Consider the following 14738-nt stretch of genomic DNA (forward strand, 5'->3'; position numbering starts at 1 on the left):
TATCACAGAGGGCCAGATTGGTCCTTTGTGATGTGGTAAAGTTGAGGTAGCGCGCTAGGAACTTAACGCAAGGCATTCAAGCGGTTATAAGCGGCTGTGAAGCCTTTGAGCGAAACTTGGATGTCTATTCTATCGCCGCCATCGATTGGCACCGCTGACACATGGAGAATGCCACCATTTTTCAAAGTATCGAGATTGGCGGCGCTGAGCTTGACCGGGACAATGCAGCCTTGTGGCATGCAGGTCGAAAAGCCGAAGGTCGGTCCGTCTGTCTCCGTATCGACATTTAGCGAAACACCCTGAGCAAGCGCAAGGCCGAATGGCATGATCAGCACGCCCTGAGCACTGTCGGCCGTGGGAGCGTTGAGTTCGATCGCCAGAACGCGCTGGCCGGAATCCTTCATGACCTGTTCGAAGGTCATTGCACATCTGTCATTCGTACCGTCTGAGACGCAGGTAACGCGCCAGTCCTGGTAGGTCTCGTTGAGTGAACTCGCGCCTTCTGGCAATGCGGAAAACGCTTGATTGACCGGGGCCGAACAGAACAAGGCGGCAATGGCCGCGACGGCGAGACGACGATATTTCAATGGAATTCCTCCCAACGATCGGGGATCTGTAATCACCTGATCCCGTGCGATTGATTGAATGTTTTGTTTGATCCTAGCACGATTCGCGCACGGCACCACATCGCGAAAAACACTCAGGGTTGTGACTACCTTATGAAAAGCAGCGGCGATTGCAACAATGCGTCTCCGGAGGTGCTGATTTCACGTTGCAAAGCTTGCATGCGCGAGGGTTCGTGGCCATAGTCGCGGCAATCTTGTATCGAGCAGCCTCAGGCAGGAGCGCTATTTATGTCCTCGGATCCGGACAATCCCGGCAGGCGCGGCAGTGCGGAAAACTATGAGCGTCCGCGTCCGCAAATCCCTGATATTCATGCTATTCTAGGCGACGATAAGCCAAAGAAACGTTTCCACATCCCTTGGGGTGGGCTGATCATTGTCGCAGTGCTTGTTGGCGGTGGCTATGCCGGTTTTCGCTATCTCAACTCCGGCGATCTCCAGATCGTTGCTGCCAAGCCCGTTTATGTCACCGAGGATGTCGAACGTGGCCCGATGACTGTGACGATTGCGGCAACCGGTGCAATCGAGCCGACCAACCGGGTCGATATCTCCAGCGAACTTTCTGGTACCGTCAACGCCGTGCTCGCTGATTTCAATTCCGCGGTTAAGGCCGGCCAGGTCCTGCTTGAACTGGAAACGGACGAGCTGAAAGCTGATATCCTCAGTGCCAAGGCGAAACTCGCCGCCGCCGCCGCGGACGTCGCCGCCGCCAAGTCCGATCTCGAATCGGCCAAGGCCACGATGGAGCGTACAAAGACACTGGCAGAACGCGACGTCGTACCCCGGCAGGAGCTGGAGGATGCGCAGTTTGCCCATGCCGCAGCGCTCGCCGATCAGCAGAGTGCGGAAGCCGGCCTTGCCGTTGCCCGGGCCGAGTTGGATCTTGCCGAATTGCGTTTGAGCAAGGCAACGATCCGCTCTCCAATTGACGGTGTGGTGCTTTACCGCGATGTCGATGTCGGTCAGACGGTGGCCGCCTCGCTGGAGGCCCCTACTCTGTTCGTCATCGCCGGTAATCTGACGGAGATGGAGCTCAGAGTGAATGTCGATGAGGCCGACGTCGGACAGGTCGAACCGGGCCAGAAAGCCTCATTCACTGTGGAAGCCTTTCCCGGACGGCGGTTTCCTGCCGAAATCAAGTCGATCCGCTACGCGTCCGAGGTCAACAGTGACGTCGTGACCTACAAGGCGGTACTCGCCGTTGATAACACCGACCTTCTTCTGCGTCAGGGCATGACGGCGACCGCAGACATTCTTGTCGACGAGACAGTGGACGCCATTCTGGTGCCGAATGCGGCGCTTCGTTTCACGCCGCCCGGCGAAGCGAGCGCGCCGTCTGAAGGTGACAAGCGCACAGTCTGGATCATGCGCAATGACGAACCCATGCCGGTTGAAATCAACGTTGGCGCCAGCAACGGTCGCCTTTCTGCGGTTGTCGGCGGCGATCTGCGCGCCGGCGACAAGGTCATCGTCAGCTCCGGCAGAAATGGGCAGTGAGGAAAGATCATGACAACTGCTCCGCTTATTGAATTTCGCAACGTCTACAAGACCTTTGGTGCCGGTGAGGCTGAAATCGTGGCGCTGAACGGGGTCGATTTTTCGATCGAGGCGGGAGAATTCGTCTCGATCATGGGGCCATCGGGCTCGGGCAAATCGACAGCCATGAATATTCTCGGCTGGCTCGACCGGCCAACCAGCGGACAGTTCTTCTTTCAGGGCGTCGATACCACCGAACTGAAAACGGCAAAGCTGACGCTGCTGCGCCGCCATCTTCTGGCCTTCGTTTTCCAGCGCTACAACCTGCTGCCGCGTTCCTCCGCACTGGAGAATGTTGAACTGCCGCTGATCTATCGTGGCATCGGCCGGCGGGACCGGCGCGAACGGGCCGAACTGGCGCTTTCACAGGTCGGTCTGGCAGATCGTCTTGACCAGCGCACGCAGGAGCTTTCCGGCGGCCAGCAGCAGCGCGTGGCAATTGCCCGCGCGCTGATTACAGAACCCGCCGTGCTTCTCGCCGATGAACCGACAGGCAGCCTCGACACCCGCACCAGCAATGAGATCATGGAGTTGATCACCGGGCTCAACACCGAGATCGGTATCACCGTGGTCATGGTTACCCATGAGGAAAACGTGGCGCGTTATGCCAGCCGCCGCATGCAGTTTCTTGATGGCATGCTTGAGCGCGGTTTCCGCCCCGGCCGCAGCGACAGACAGGAGAACGGCCATGTTTCTTGAGATGATCAAGCTTGCCCTCCGCGCTGTCAGGCGCAATCTGCTGCGTTCGTTTCTGACCGTGCTTGGTGTCGTCATCGGCGTTTCCGCCGTCATTGCCATGGTCACGATCGGTAACGGAACGGCCGAACAGGTTCGCAGCGAAATCTCCCGTCTTGGAACCGATGTACTTTTCGTCCGGCCCGGCCAGCGCGCACCGGGCGCGCCGGCGGAAGCAGCCAAGGGCTTCAGCGAGCGTGATATCGCCGCGCTGCGCAATCAGATCCCCAATCTGCGCGCAGTGGCACCGCAGAACATATCAACCGTGACCGTCGTGGCTGAAGGCCAGAACCGCAGCACGACTGTGATCGGCACCAATGACGATTTTCTCGCGGCTCAGGACTGGACGATCGCCTCCGGTAGCGATTTCTCTAGCATGGCTGCCGACGGCGGTGGCGATACGGCCTGCATTCTCGGTGAAACCGTGAGAAACGCACTGTTCGGCGAGAACGATCCTGTCGGCAGCAAGGTCCGAGTCGGCAATGTTTCATGTGCGGTCATCGGCACGCTCAAGGAAAAGGGCGAAAGCAGCATGGGCCGGAACCAGGATGATATCGTGCTGATGCCGATCAGCGCATTCCAGCGCCGCGTCGGCGGTGACAGCTACATCGAGAGCATTTTGCTGGCCGCGCGCGATGGCGTGTCGACGCAAGAACTGGAGAACGATGTGACCGCCCTGCTCCGCCAGCGCCGCAATATCCAGCCCGGCCGAGCGGATGATTTCGAGGTCAATGACATGACCGAAATCGCCAACGCGGTGACCGGCACCAAAAGCCACCTGACCGGCATGCTGGCCGCTGTCGCCGCCGTCAGCCTGCTGGTCGGCGGCATCGGCATCATGAACATCATGCTGGTGTCGGTAACCGAGCGGACCCGTGAAATCGGATTGCGGCTCACCGTTGGCGCGCTGGAGCGGCAGGTGCTGCTGCAGTTCATGATCGAGGCCGTGGTGCTGTCGCTGTTCGGAGGCATTGCCGGTGTTGTGATCGGCCTTGGCGTTGCCTATGCGGTGGTACAGTATCTAGCGGTGCCCTACGTGATCGCACCCACGATGGTTCTGGGCGCTTTCGCGTTCTCGGCCCTGATCGGCATCATTTTCGGCTATTTTCCCGCCCGCCGCGCAGCGCGAATGAACCCGATCGAAGCCCTGCGTTACGAATAGAAACTGCGGAAACCGGGTTTTCGGTTTCCGCAGTGAAATTTTTCAAATGATGAAAACGCCGGTCGTCCGGCGCCCGGTGATCAACCCACAAAGGCTCGTTCGATCACGAATTCGGACGGCTTGTTGTTGGCGCCCTCGTCCATGCCTGCTGCTTCCAGAAGCGCCTTGGTGTCTTTCAGCATCTCGGTGGAGCCGCAGATCATGCCGCGGTCGGTCTTCGGGTTCAGCGGCGGCAGGCCGAGGTCATCGAACAGCTTTCCGCTTGCAATCAGATCGGTGATCCGGCCGGTGCGTGCGAAAGGCTCGCGCGTGACTGTCGCATAATGGGTCAGCTTGTCGCCGACGACTTCGCTCAACAATTCGTCGTTGCGGATCTCGTTGACGAGGTCGAACCCGTATTGCAGCTCTGCAACCTCGCGGCAGGTATGGGTGAGGATCACCTCGTCGAACTTGTCATAGGTCTCCGGTTCACGGATCAGACTGGCGAACGGTGCGATACCGGTTCCGGTCGAAAACATGTAGAGCCGTTTGGCAGGCGTCAGCGCGTCGAGGACCAGCGTGCCGGTCGGCTTCTTGCGCATCAATACGACGTCGCCAACCTGGATTTCCTGAAGGTGCTGGGTCAGCGGTCCGCCGGGCACCTTGATCGAGAAGAATTCCAGTTCCTCGGCCCAGGACGGGCTTGCAATCGAATAGGCGCGGTAGACCGGTTTGCCGTCAACCATCAGCCCGATCATCGCGAATTCTCCGGAGCGAAAACGAAAACCGTCCGGCCGCGTCATCGAAAAACGGAAAAGCCTGTCGGTATAGTGCTGCACGCTCAGCACCTTTTCGCCGTAGACTCCGGCGGGAAGTGTGGCGGCAAATTCCTCGGTCGTGGCTTGCACATTCATGTCGACGTCTCGTCCTGTCTGCTGCACGCCGGATTTGGACCGGCGCATTCAAAATTCCGCGCATTTGCGATTGCCTACGCGCTCAAATAATACCGTGCGCAAAATAATGCAAAGGTGGAGGGCGCAAAAATCCTGTCTCACCTGTTCATATTTTAGCGATCCGCCGCCAGCTATAGCCACCTTCAACCGATGCCTGACGGGCTGCGGGCTGGTAATGACGGTTGACCGCCGGAAGCCGGCCTTCCTGCAAACGCCGGATCGCGGTCGGGTTTTCAACTGTGAAACTGTCGAAACCACAGCGCAGCATCAGCACCAGCGGATCGATCAGCACATCGCCGACCGCGCGCAGTTCTCCGCGATAGCCAAGGCGCTCGCGCAGAAGCGTTGCCTGGGAAAAGGCCCGTCCGTCTGCAAAGGCCGGAAAGCTCAGCGCGATCATCTCGATCCGGTCGAGCACGGGCTCGAGCTTCAGCGGGTCGTCGAAGGGACCGAGCAGCACGCCTGCCCCCTGATTGCCGGCCAGGCCGTTCTCGACCACCTCGGCAAAGGGAACGAGCGCGCGTTCGCTGTCACCGGCCTTGCGGTCCTCGGTCTCGATCACCCAGGGATCGTTTTCGACGAAGCCCGTTTCTTTCCAGATAGATGTCATCGTCTGCTCCTCACGCGGCCCTGGCTTTTTCGGGGTAAAGCGCATCCTTGAAGGGTTGTGCGCCCAGCCTGCGATAGGCATCGATGAAGGGTTCGGACGGGTCGTTTCGCAGCCGAAGATAGGTTTCGACGATAGTCTCGACCGCATCGGTGACCTTTTCCGGCTCAAACCCGCGCCCGACGATCTCACCGATCGAGGTGTTTTCATCCGCCGATCCACCAAGTGTGATCTGGTAAAGTTCAGCGCCTTTCTTTTCCACGCCCAGAAGGCCGATATGGCCGACATGGTGATGGCCGCAGGCGTTAATGCAGCCTGAAATCTTGATCTTCAGGTCGCCGATCTCGGCCTGGCGCAAAGGATCGCCAAATCGTTCGGAAAGCTGCTGGGCCAACGGAATGGAACGGGCATTGGCAAGCGCGCAATAGTCAAGCCCGGGACAGGCGATGATATCGGTGATCAGACCGGCATTACCGGTTTCAAGTCCGGCCGCCTGAAGCGCTGCATAAACAGCCTGCAGATCAGCGCGGGCGACATGCGGCAGAACAAGGTTCTGCTCGTGGCTGACGCGAATCTCGTCAAAACCATAGCGTTCTGCAATATCGGCAACGGTTTCCATCTGCGCATCTGTCGCATCGCCCGGAATGCCGCCGATCGGCTTCAGCGAGATCGTCACCATCGCGTAATCGTCGCGCTTGTGTGCGGCGGTGTTCCGGGTCAGCCATGCGAGATAGCCGGCATCTGCAGTATCAAAGCGGTCGCGTTCGCGCGCCGGAAGCTGCGGCAGCGCGAAATAGCTGCGGATCGCATCGATGTCGCCATCAGGCAGCGTCAACTCGCCATCCTTCAGCGCCTCGAATTCACGCTCTATAGCGGCTTTCAGCTCATCAAGGCCGGTCTCATGCACGAGGATCTTGATCCGGGCCTTGTATTTGTTGTCGCGGCGGCCGTTGAGATTGTAGACGCGCAGGATCGCGGTTGCATAGGCCAGAAGATCGGCCTCCGGAAGGAAGTCCCGGACCTTTTTGGCAATCATAGGCGTACGCCCCTGCCCGCCGCCAACATAGACGGCAAAGCCAAGCTCGCCGGCTGCGTTCTTCTTCAGATGCAGGCCGATGTCATGCACCTGGATGGCCGCACGGTCACGTTCGGCGCCGGTGACCGCGATCTTGAACTTGCGCGGCAGGAACGAAAATTCCGGATGCAACGACGACCACTGACGCAGGATTTCCGCGTAAGGTCGCGGATCGGCAACCTCGTCGGCCGCAGCGCCTGAAAAATGATCCGCCGTGACGTTGCGGATGCAATTGCCCGAGGTCTGGATTGCATGCATTTCGACCGTGGCCAGATCGCTCAGGATCGCGGGAATGTCTTCCAGTTTCGGCCAGTTGAACTGAATGTTCTGCCGCGTGGTGAAGTGGCCGTAGCCCCTGTCATATTTGCGCGCGACATGGGCAAGCATGCGCATCTGGCGCCCATTCATGGTGCCATAAGGTACGGCAATCCGGAGCATGTAGGCATGGAGCTGGAGGTAAACACCATTCATCAGCCGCAATGGCTTGAACTGGTCCTCGGTGATCTCGCCGGAAAGCCGGCGCTCGACCTGATCGGTGAATTGCCCGACCCGCTCCCTGACAAAATCATGGTCGAACTCGTCATAGCGATACATCTCAGGCCTCCACATTTTCAGGTTGGGCCGGCTCAAAGCCTGCAGCGTAAGGGATCGTCGGCCCTTCGGCGCGAATGCGTTCGCGCAGTCTCAGCGGCCAGATGCGGCCGTCGGGACGCTCCTCGACATCGATGACCGCAACATCGACAATCAGGTTGCCGGAAAAATCGCGCTTGCCGATGTCATCGAGGCTTGCGATGGCCGCGTCGTGACGGGCGACGAGCGCATGTTGCAGATTGCGTGTCCAGCGGCCATTGGCATCGAGCCAGACGGCAAGACCGTCGGTCAGGCGGTTGGCAGTCAGAACCTTAGCGGACATGGACAGCTCCCGTGCGTTTCTGTTTGGCAAGGTTGTTGTTGAGCGCAAGCGCACTCGCATTCTCGAGGCTCGCGCCGGCAACGGCATCTCCGATGATCACCATTACCGGGCCCGTGAGGTCCTCGCGCACTTCAAGATACGGCAGTTCAGCGAGTACGCCGTGAAACAGCCGGCGGTTCTTGCGGCTAGCGTTTTCGACAACGGCAATCGTGGTGTCCGCGGGCACGCCTGCTTCTTGCAGCCGGGCACCGAGTTTGGCGGCAACGGAACGGCCCATATAGACGGCAATGGTGGCACCCCGGACCGCAAGAGCGGCCCAGTCCGGCAAGGTGTCACCATTAAGGTCGTGGCCGGTCGTAAAAACCAGTGTCGAGGCAACGCCTCTCAGCGTCATCGGCAGGCCAAAATCGGCGGCCGCTGCCGAGGCAGAGGTGATGCCGGGAACGACCTCATAGGAAACGCCTGCGGCTCTCAAAGCCGCCATTTCCTCACCGGCCCGGCCGAAAATCAGCGGGTCGCCGGATTTCAGCCGCACAACACGCTTGCCTTCTTTGGCAAGTTTTACCAGCAGGTCATTGATTTCGTTCTGTGACTTAGAATGGCAGTTCTTGCGTTTTCCAACCGCGATCCGTTCTGCATCGCGCCGGCCCATATCGACCACTTCCTGCGGTACCAGCGCATCATAGGCAATGACATCGGCTTCCATCAAAAGCCGGTGGGCGCGGATCGTCAGCAGATCTTCAGCACCCGGCCCGGCCCCAACCAGTGCCACATGGCCGGAAACGGCCGAACCATCGGCGATGATCTCGTCCGCCAGACATTCGGCCTCCAGAAGCCGCCCCTTCTCGACAGCATTGGCAACCGAACCGTTGAAAAAACGAGACCAGAAGGCGCGTCGGGCAGCGCCGCGCGGAATGTTGACATCGACCTTTTCACGCAGACGCTCGGCAAGACGCGCCAGTGGCCCGAGCGACCGCGGCAGGATGGTATCGATCTGGGCCCGGATCATCTGTGCCAGCACCGGCCCTGCCCCCTCCGTTCCGATTGCAATGGCAACCGGCGGCCGGACGACCAGCGCAGGCGTGTAGAAATCGCAATCGTCCTTCTGGTCGACGGCATTGACCGGCACGGAAAGCGCGCGGGCGCAGTCTGCAATCATATGGTCCTGTTCCGGTTCGCCGCTTGCGGCGAAAGCAAGAACCGCACCGTCAAGCTGGGCCGCCACAAACGGCGCTTCAACCAGCGTGGCTCCATGTTCGCGAAGAAAAACCCGGTAATCTTCGTCCGGGTTTTCGGCGTAGGCCGTGATGGCGGCACTGGTCTTTGCCATCAGACGTGCCTTGGCATAGGCCTCCGCGCCACCACCAAAAATCGCGACCTTGCGGCCCTCGACCCTGAAAAATGCCGGAAATGCCGACAGCAATTCTTCTCTTGCGACCATCTCTGAGCAGTCCTTCCATAACTGCCGGAATGATGACCTGCCGAACCGCTAGCTTGAAGAAACGAAAATGCGTGACGTTGCCCGGGAAAACATTTCATTCCTCAATTCCGGTGTGGTGGCAGCAAATTTAACCGTGGCAGGCATTGTCTCTCTTGCGCACGCGCTGATTGCCCTCTTAACTGCACAAGGCCACCGCTACAAAACAAGAGGGAACGTGAATGAACGACGCTCAACTGACCGCACGCCTGCTGAACGTTATTGAAAACGATATTCTGCCCCTGACCACACAAGGGGTGAAGACCGGCAACAAGGTCTTTGGCGCCGCCATTCTGAGGAAGTCGGATCTGTCTCTCGTTATCGCCGGCACCAATGACGAGACCTCCAACCCGCTCTGGCACGGCGAGGTTCACACGCTGAAACAGTTTTACGAGATGCCGGACACACCTGACACGAAGGAACTGCTGTTCCTCTCCACCCACGAACCCTGCACGATGTGCATGTCGGCGATTACCTGGGCCGGCTTTGACAACTATTTCTACTTTTTCAGTCACGAGGATCTCGCGTGACAGCTTCGGCATCCCCCATGACCTGAAAATCATGAAGGAACTCTATGGGCTGGAGCCGGGCGGGTACCGCCGCCAGAACGCCTTTTTCAATGCACGTTCAATCGTCGACATGGCCGAAACAACAGAGGAGCCGACAAGAAGCCACGCGCTCGAACAAATTGCCCGAATCAAGGCGACCTACGCGCTTGCGTCGAATACATATCAGTCGCATAAGGGCGAGGCCAACATACCGCTCGGTTGAGCTTTCTGAAGAGACGGAGCCATTCCCCGTGGAGCCTTCACGCGAAATCGAACGCCTCATCGACATCATGGCAGCCCTTCGCGACCCCGAGAGTGGTTGCCCCTGGGACATCAAGCAGGATTTCGAGAGCATCAAGCCCTATACGATCGAAGAGGCCTATGAGGTTGCCGATGCGATCGAGCGCAAGGATTTCGACGATCTGTGCGACGAGCTTGGCGACCTGTTGCTGCAGGTCGTTTTTCACGCGCGGATGGCCGAGGAACAAGGTCTGTTCGCTTTTGGCGATGTTGTACAGGCGGTTACGTCGAAGATGATCCGCCGGCATCCGCATGTCTTTGGCCGCAATGATGCCGACACACCGGAAGCGGTGAAAATCCAGTGGGACGAAATCAAACGGCAGGAAAAGGCAGAACGTGCCGAACGGCGCGCCAGAAGCGGCCTTACGGAAGACTTCAGATCTGGTCACCTCGGCCATGTTCAGCGCAGCTTCCCTGCCCTGACAGAAGCACTGAAGCTCCAGGAACACGCCGCCCGCGTCGGCTTCGACTGGTCTGAGCCAGATCCCATTCTCGACAAGTTCGAAGAAGAAATCGGCGAACTGCGACAGGCTCTTCTGAGCGGAAACAGCACTGAGATTGCCGATGAACTCGGCGACCTGATCTTTGCCGCCGTCACTCTCGGTCGCCATACAAAGACCGATCCCGAACAGGCACTGCGCGGAACGAACACAAAGTTCCGGCGTCGTTTCAGCCATATAGAACAGTCCCTCGCGGAAAATCATGAGAGCCTCGAAGAGGCGACGCTTGAGCGCATGGAAGCGCTCTGGCAGGACGCCAAGGCAATTGAACGCAAGCTCGGCTAGCCGGTCGGTCGAAGATTTATGGCTTCTTTGATTTATACCTGTTGACTTAGAGTGTGCTCGAACACCTAACCTCGGTGGCGTCGAGACTGAAAAACAGGGTTTTTATGAAAATCGGTGAACTGGCGAAACGGTCCGGATTGTCGGCCCATACGATACGGTATTACGAGAAAATCGGGCTGCTTCCCGGAGCCGACCGGGATCAGTCCGGTCACCGTGACTACGACGCCTCAATACTGATATGGATCGAGTTCCTGGGACGCCTGAAGACCACGGGAATGCCGATAAGCCAGATGCTTCGATATGCGGCACTCAGAAAGCTGGGGCCTGAGAGCGACGGTCAACGCCAGCGCCTGCTCGAAGAGCATCGTGATGTCGTGCGCGCCCATGTCACCGAGCTTCGTGCCTGTCTTGAAGTCCTCGACGCCAAAATTGCCGGCTACGCCAGCAGCAGCGAGAAACAGGACGGAAAGCACAATGACGGACCATGACAACACACGACTTGAACGCGGAAAACGCGCGCTTGCAGAAATCGACGGTGAGGCCGGACAGAAGGTCATCGACTCGCTGGCAGACATCGCGCCAGATTTCGCGCGCTATCTTCTGGAGTTCGCTTTCGGCGATATCTATAGCCGTAAAGGCCTAGGCCTGCGTGAGCGCGAAATTGCAACCGTTGCGGCGCTGACGGCGCTCGGCAATGCCACCCCGCAATTGAAGGTGCACATCGAAGCAGCGCTCAATGTCGGGGTCAGCCGTGAGGAAATCACCGAAACAATCATGCAAATGGCGGTCTATGCCGGATTTCCGGCAGCCCTCAACGGACTTTTCGCGGCAAAGGATGTGTTTGCCGCGAAGTCATTGCCCTGAGGGTGATCCTGACCCCGTCAACATGCTTTCCAGACGCTGTTCTTCCGGTCCCGGAACGCGGATATCAAGGCTGACGGAGCCATCTTCAAGATCGCGGCGTTCGTCAACAAGCGCATGCTCGTAAATCCAGGGAAGAAGGTGCAGCTGGTCGGGGGAAAGCGTTATGGTCGTTTCTGTCAGAACGCCGGCAAGCCGTGTCGCGATCTTGTCTACCAGCGCATCCACGCCCTCGCCGGTGACGGCGGAAACCCCCATAACGGCCTCGCTCGTCTCTGCCCGGGCCATCAGGGCATCATGCTCTTCGGCGTCCAGCAAGTCGAGTTTGTTCCAGACTTCAACGATACGCTCGTTCTGGGCCTTTTCGTCGATACCCAGCTCACTGAGAATCCGCATTACATCGTCCGACTGCGCATCACGTGCCGGGTCGGACATATCGCGGACGTGCAGAATGAGATCGGCCTCCAGAACCTCTTCGAGCGTTGCCCGGAAAGCGGCGACGAGGTGTGTCGGCAGGTCTGAAATAAAGCCCACAGTGTCGGAGAGGATGACCGTGCGGCCATGCGGCAGCTTCATCCGCCGCAGTGTCGGGTCGAGCGTCGCAAACAACATGTCTTCCGCCAGCACCCCTGCCCCGGTAATGCGGTTGAACAGTGTCGACTTGCCGGCATTGGTATAGCCGACAAGTGCTACGATCGGATGCGGCACCTTTTTGCGTTTGGAGCGGTGAAGCTTTCGGGTGCGGACCACCTGCTCAAGTTCGTGTTCCAGCTTGACGATACGCTCGCGCAGCATGCGCCGGTCGGCCTCGATCTGGGTTTCGCCGGGACCACCCATGAAGCCGCCGCCACCGCGCTGACGCTCCAGATGGGTCCAGCTCCGCACCAAGCGGCCACGCTGATAGTTGAGATGCGCCAGCTCGACTTGCAGGCGCCCTTCTTTGGTCGAGGCGCGCTCGCCGAAGATTTCGAGGATCAGGCCGGTGCGGTCGATAACCTTCGCAACCCAGGCCTTTTCAAGATTGCGCTGCTGCACCGGCGACAGCGGGTGATCAACGATCACCAGACCGATGTCACGACCGTCCAGAAGCTCGTCGATTTCCTTGATCTTGCCCGTGCCGAGCAGGGTCGCCGGCCGCGGGTCGTTAACCGTGACGATCTCGGAGACCACAACGTCGAGCCCAATGGCACGCGCGAGACCAACAGCTTCCTGCACCCTGCTTTCGGGCGTGCGTGAAGAGCCTTCGCCATCTCCGCCCTTATGGCGTTTGATGACGGGAACGATTACGAGCGTCCGGGACGAATCCCGGTTCTCGTATTCGCTTTCAGGAAAAAAGGTATCGGAAATTGAAATTCACCGCATCAAGAGGCGCTGTCATCATTTTCGAACATCTGCACCGGCTGTCCCGGCATGATCGTTGAGATCGCATGCTTGTAGACCAGCTGGGAATGTCCGTCGCGACGCAGCAACACGCAAAAATTGTCAAAGGACGTGACCACTCCGGTCAGTTTCACGCCGTTGATAAGAAAAATCGTCAGGGAGATTTTCTGTTTCCGGACAGTATTGAGAAAAACATCCTGCAGATTCTGAGAACGTTCCGCCATGGCGCCGCTTCTTTCTTACTTTTGCCGGCCAAGGGCCGGTTTCCATCTCATCATAGTTGCTCGCAAAACACGCAATCAACCAGTCGGCTTCAGGTCGTAGCAAATTGAAAGCGCTTCCGCAACGGCCAAAAACCTTTGGCGGCAGTGCAATAGAGCTCAACGGCACCACACGGCTAGAAATACTGGATCGAGACCCGGAAGAGCTGCTCCACATGCCGGACGGCGGAAGCGACCGCGAACAGGATAACGCGGTCATGCGGCTTGATCTTCAGGTCGCCGGTCGGGCGCAGGATTTCTTCACCACGATAAACGGCGCCGATACGAATCCCCTCGGGCAGATCAAGATCGCGAAATGGGGTGCCGACCAGCGGCGAGGTCGTCAGCGCTTCTGCCTCGATAACCTCTGCCGCTCCCTTCTGCACGGCATAGACGGAGCGGATTCGACCCTTGCGGACATGCTGAAGGACGCGGGAAATCGTGACGGCCCTCGGGTTGATATAGGCGTCGATCCCCAGCGATTTTGTGACTTCGTGGAAGGAGGGATTGTTGAGCAGTGCCAGATTTGACTTGCAACCAAGCTGCTTGGCGATAACAGAGGCAAGGATATTGGTCTGGTCGTTATTGGTCAGCGCAACCATCAGATGCGCATCTGGAACGTCGGCCTGAATCATGATGTTCTGGTCGAGCGCCGATCCCTGCAATACGATGCCGTGGTGCAGCGCGTCCGATACCGCGATGGCCTTTTCACGGTCGAGCTCGATCATCTTGATGCGGGTTTTTGGCTGTAACTCCTCAATCGATTTCGCGACGAAGAAACCGATATTACCACCGCCGGCGATCACGATCCGGCGGGCCTCCTGCTCTTCGTGCCCGAAGAGCGCCAGGGTGCGGCGAATATGCTCCTGTTCGCAAACGACATAGACGAGATCACCGGCGAGAATCTGGTCCGTCGAATGGGGAATGATAACTTCGTCATCGCGATAAATCCCGGTCACAGTGGCGTTCAGATCGGGAAACAGCTGGCTCAGCTGCATCAAAGGCGTGTTCAGCACCGGGCAGTCATCATTGCATTCGACCGCCAGCATCGCGATCTTCTCATCGGCAAAGCGAACGATGTCGGTCGCGCCCGGAAACGATATGCGTCGCAGCACCATTTTGCCGACTTCGACTTCGGGCGAAATCGTCACATCAATCGGCATATGATCGCGCGAAAACAGGTCGGAATAATGCGAGTGCAGATAGCTCTGCGAGCGGATCTCGGGCGATTTTTGTGGGCACGTTGAACAGCGAATGGGCAACCTGGCAGGCAACCATGTTGATTTCGTCGTGCAGCGTCACGGCGATAATCATATCGGCCTGGTCGGCGCCTGCCTTAGCCAGCACATCCGGATGCGCGCCATGCCCAACATATCCGCGCACGTCGAGAAGTTCGGTAATGGCGGTGATCAGCGAGGCCGAGGTATCGATAACGGAAACATCGTTATATTCCTGGGACAGGCGTTCAGCGATACCGAAGCCAACCTGGCCCGCTCCGCAGATAATGATCTTCATCGGGGGCCCTCTGGGGTTAAAAATTCTGG

15 protein-coding genes and 2 pseudogenes are annotated in these 14738 nt (G+C 58.5%); 8 read left to right on the top strand and 9 right to left on the bottom strand.

Annotation, left to right across the window (positions count from 1 at the left end):
- Window positions 1–62 precede the first annotated feature (62 nt).
- Entirely contained in the window at window positions 63–587 is a 525-nt protein-coding gene (locus tag AC0L7L_RS07500; RefSeq protein WP_272211199.1) for an invasion associated locus B family protein, read from the bottom strand.
- A 267-nt stretch (window positions 588–854) separates the two neighbouring features.
- Between AC0L7L_RS07500 and AC0L7L_RS07505 the strand changes: the two genes are divergently transcribed.
- From AC0L7L_RS07505 to AC0L7L_RS07515, 3 genes are read left to right on the top strand one after another with little or no spacing between them, the layout of a single operon-like run.
- Window positions 855–2120 (top strand): efflux RND transporter periplasmic adaptor subunit, encoded by a 1266-nt coding sequence (locus AC0L7L_RS07505; protein ID WP_272211200.1) that lies wholly within the window; start codon window positions 855–857, stop codon window positions 2118–2120.
- A 9-nt stretch (window positions 2121–2129) separates the two neighbouring features.
- On the top strand, window positions 2130–2858 hold the full coding sequence (locus tag AC0L7L_RS07510; protein ID WP_272211201.1) for an ABC transporter ATP-binding protein: 729 nt from the start codon (window positions 2130–2132) through the stop codon (window positions 2856–2858).
- Complete coding sequence (locus tag AC0L7L_RS07515; RefSeq protein WP_272211202.1) at window positions 2848–4056, top strand: ABC transporter permease; 1209 nt, start codon at window positions 2848–2850, stop codon at window positions 4054–4056. Before AC0L7L_RS07510 ends, AC0L7L_RS07515 begins: the two co-directional genes overlap by 11 nt.
- Window positions 4057–4136: 80 nt before the next feature.
- Here AC0L7L_RS07515 and AC0L7L_RS07520 read toward each other — a convergent pair whose 3' ends face one another.
- From AC0L7L_RS07520 to cysG, 5 genes are all read right to left on the bottom strand, one after another.
- A complete protein-coding gene (locus AC0L7L_RS07520) occupies window positions 4137–4949 on the bottom strand; it encodes a ferredoxin--NADP reductase (protein WP_272211203.1) in 813 nt (270 codons plus the stop codon).
- Window positions 4950–5094: 145 nt separating this feature from the next.
- Complete coding sequence (locus AC0L7L_RS07525) at window positions 5095–5598, bottom strand: DUF934 domain-containing protein (RefSeq protein ID WP_473513155.1); 504 nt, start codon at window positions 5596–5598, stop codon at window positions 5095–5097.
- A 10-nt stretch (window positions 5599–5608) separates the two neighbouring features.
- On the bottom strand, window positions 5609–7264 hold the full coding sequence (locus AC0L7L_RS07530; protein ID WP_473513157.1) for a nitrite/sulfite reductase: 1656 nt from the start codon (window positions 7262–7264) through the stop codon (window positions 5609–5611).
- Between the two features lies 1 nt (window position 7265).
- Window positions 7266–7583, bottom strand: coding sequence for a DUF2849 domain-containing protein (locus tag AC0L7L_RS07535; protein WP_272211206.1), 318 nt, complete (start codon window positions 7581–7583; stop codon window positions 7266–7268).
- The gene (cysG, locus tag AC0L7L_RS07540) at window positions 7573–9024 is read right to left on the bottom strand and encodes a siroheme synthase CysG (protein WP_272211207.1); all 1452 of its coding nucleotides are present in this window, start codon (window positions 9022–9024) and stop codon (window positions 7573–7575) included. Before cysG ends, AC0L7L_RS07535 begins: the two co-directional genes overlap by 11 nt.
- 67 nt (window positions 9025–9091) lie before the next feature.
- On the opposite strand from cysG, the gene AC0L7L_RS07545 reads away from it, so the two are divergent.
- The 5 genes and pseudogenes from AC0L7L_RS07545 to AC0L7L_RS07565 all read left to right on the top strand — a co-directional run bounded on the left by AC0L7L_RS07545 (window position 9092) and on the right by AC0L7L_RS07565 (window position 11557).
- Window positions 9092–9286, top strand: a complete 195-nt coding sequence (locus AC0L7L_RS07545) for a hypothetical protein (protein WP_272211208.1) — start codon at window positions 9092–9094, stop codon at window positions 9284–9286.
- A pseudogene (locus tag AC0L7L_RS07550) lies at window positions 9243–9831 on the top strand (deaminase). The gene AC0L7L_RS07545 and the pseudogene AC0L7L_RS07550 overlap by 44 nt, the downstream one beginning before the upstream one ends.
- Before the next feature lie 28 nt (window positions 9832–9859).
- Entirely contained in the window at window positions 9860–10693 is an 834-nt protein-coding gene (gene mazG, locus AC0L7L_RS07555) for a nucleoside triphosphate pyrophosphohydrolase (RefSeq protein ID WP_473513160.1), read from the top strand.
- A gap of 104 nt (window positions 10694–10797) precedes the next feature.
- A complete protein-coding gene (locus AC0L7L_RS07560) occupies window positions 10798–11181 on the top strand; it encodes a MerR family transcriptional regulator (RefSeq protein WP_272211212.1) in 384 nt (127 codons plus the stop codon).
- A complete protein-coding gene (locus AC0L7L_RS07565; protein ID WP_272211213.1) occupies window positions 11168–11557 on the top strand; it encodes a carboxymuconolactone decarboxylase family protein in 390 nt (129 codons plus the stop codon). Before AC0L7L_RS07560 ends, AC0L7L_RS07565 begins: the two co-directional genes overlap by 14 nt.
- On the opposite strand, the gene hflX is transcribed toward AC0L7L_RS07565, so the two are convergent.
- The 3 genes and pseudogenes from hflX to trkA form a co-directional block, all read right to left on the bottom strand.
- Window positions 11546–12901, bottom strand: a complete 1356-nt coding sequence (gene hflX / locus AC0L7L_RS07570; RefSeq protein WP_473513819.1) for a GTPase HflX — start codon at window positions 12899–12901, stop codon at window positions 11546–11548. The two genes, AC0L7L_RS07565 and hflX, sit on opposite strands and share 12 nt — an antisense overlap.
- 14 nt (window positions 12902–12915) lie before the next feature.
- Window positions 12916–13158: an RNA chaperone Hfq gene (gene hfq / locus AC0L7L_RS07575; protein WP_272211215.1), complete on the bottom strand. Its 243-nt coding sequence runs from the start codon at window positions 13156–13158 to the stop codon at window positions 12916–12918.
- 173 nt (window positions 13159–13331) lie between these two features.
- Window positions 13332–14709, bottom strand: a pseudogene (gene trkA, locus AC0L7L_RS07580) (Trk system potassium transporter TrkA).
- Window positions 14710–14738 lie beyond the last annotated feature (29 nt).

The sequence above is a fragment of the Martelella sp. K41-7 genome (assembly GCF_055808365.1).

Coding starts and splice junctions, on each gene's coding strand:
- AC0L7L_RS07505 (WP_272211200.1), top strand. CDS start 855: ATGTCCTCGGATCCGGACAATCCCGGCAGGCGCGGCAGTGCGGAAAAC.
- AC0L7L_RS07510 (WP_272211201.1), top strand. CDS start 2,130: ATGACAACTGCTCCGCTTATTGAATTTCGCAACGTCTACAAGACCTTT.
- AC0L7L_RS07515 (WP_272211202.1), top strand. CDS start 2,848: ATGTTTCTTGAGATGATCAAGCTTGCCCTCCGCGCTGTCAGGCGCAAT.
- AC0L7L_RS07520 (WP_272211203.1), bottom strand. CDS start 4,949: ATGAATGTGCAAGCCACGACCGAGGAATTTGCCGCCACACTTCCCGCC.
- AC0L7L_RS07525 (WP_473513155.1), bottom strand. CDS start 5,598: ATGACATCTATCTGGAAAGAAACGGGCTTCGTCGAAAACGATCCCTGG.
- AC0L7L_RS07530 (WP_473513157.1), bottom strand. CDS start 7,264: ATGTATCGCTATGACGAGTTCGACCATGATTTTGTCAGGGAGCGGGTC.
- AC0L7L_RS07535 (WP_272211206.1), bottom strand. CDS start 7,583: ATGTCCGCTAAGGTTCTGACTGCCAACCGCCTGACCGACGGTCTTGCC.
- cysG (WP_272211207.1), bottom strand. CDS start 9,024: ATGGTCGCAAGAGAAGAATTGCTGTCGGCATTTCCGGCATTTTTCAGG.
- AC0L7L_RS07545 (WP_272211208.1), top strand. CDS start 9,092: ATGCGTGACGTTGCCCGGGAAAACATTTCATTCCTCAATTCCGGTGTG.
- AC0L7L_RS07560 (WP_272211212.1), top strand. CDS start 10,798: ATGAAAATCGGTGAACTGGCGAAACGGTCCGGATTGTCGGCCCATACG.
- AC0L7L_RS07565 (WP_272211213.1), top strand. CDS start 11,168: ATGACGGACCATGACAACACACGACTTGAACGCGGAAAACGCGCGCTT.
- hfq (WP_272211215.1), bottom strand. CDS start 13,158: ATGGCGGAACGTTCTCAGAATCTGCAGGATGTTTTTCTCAATACTGTC.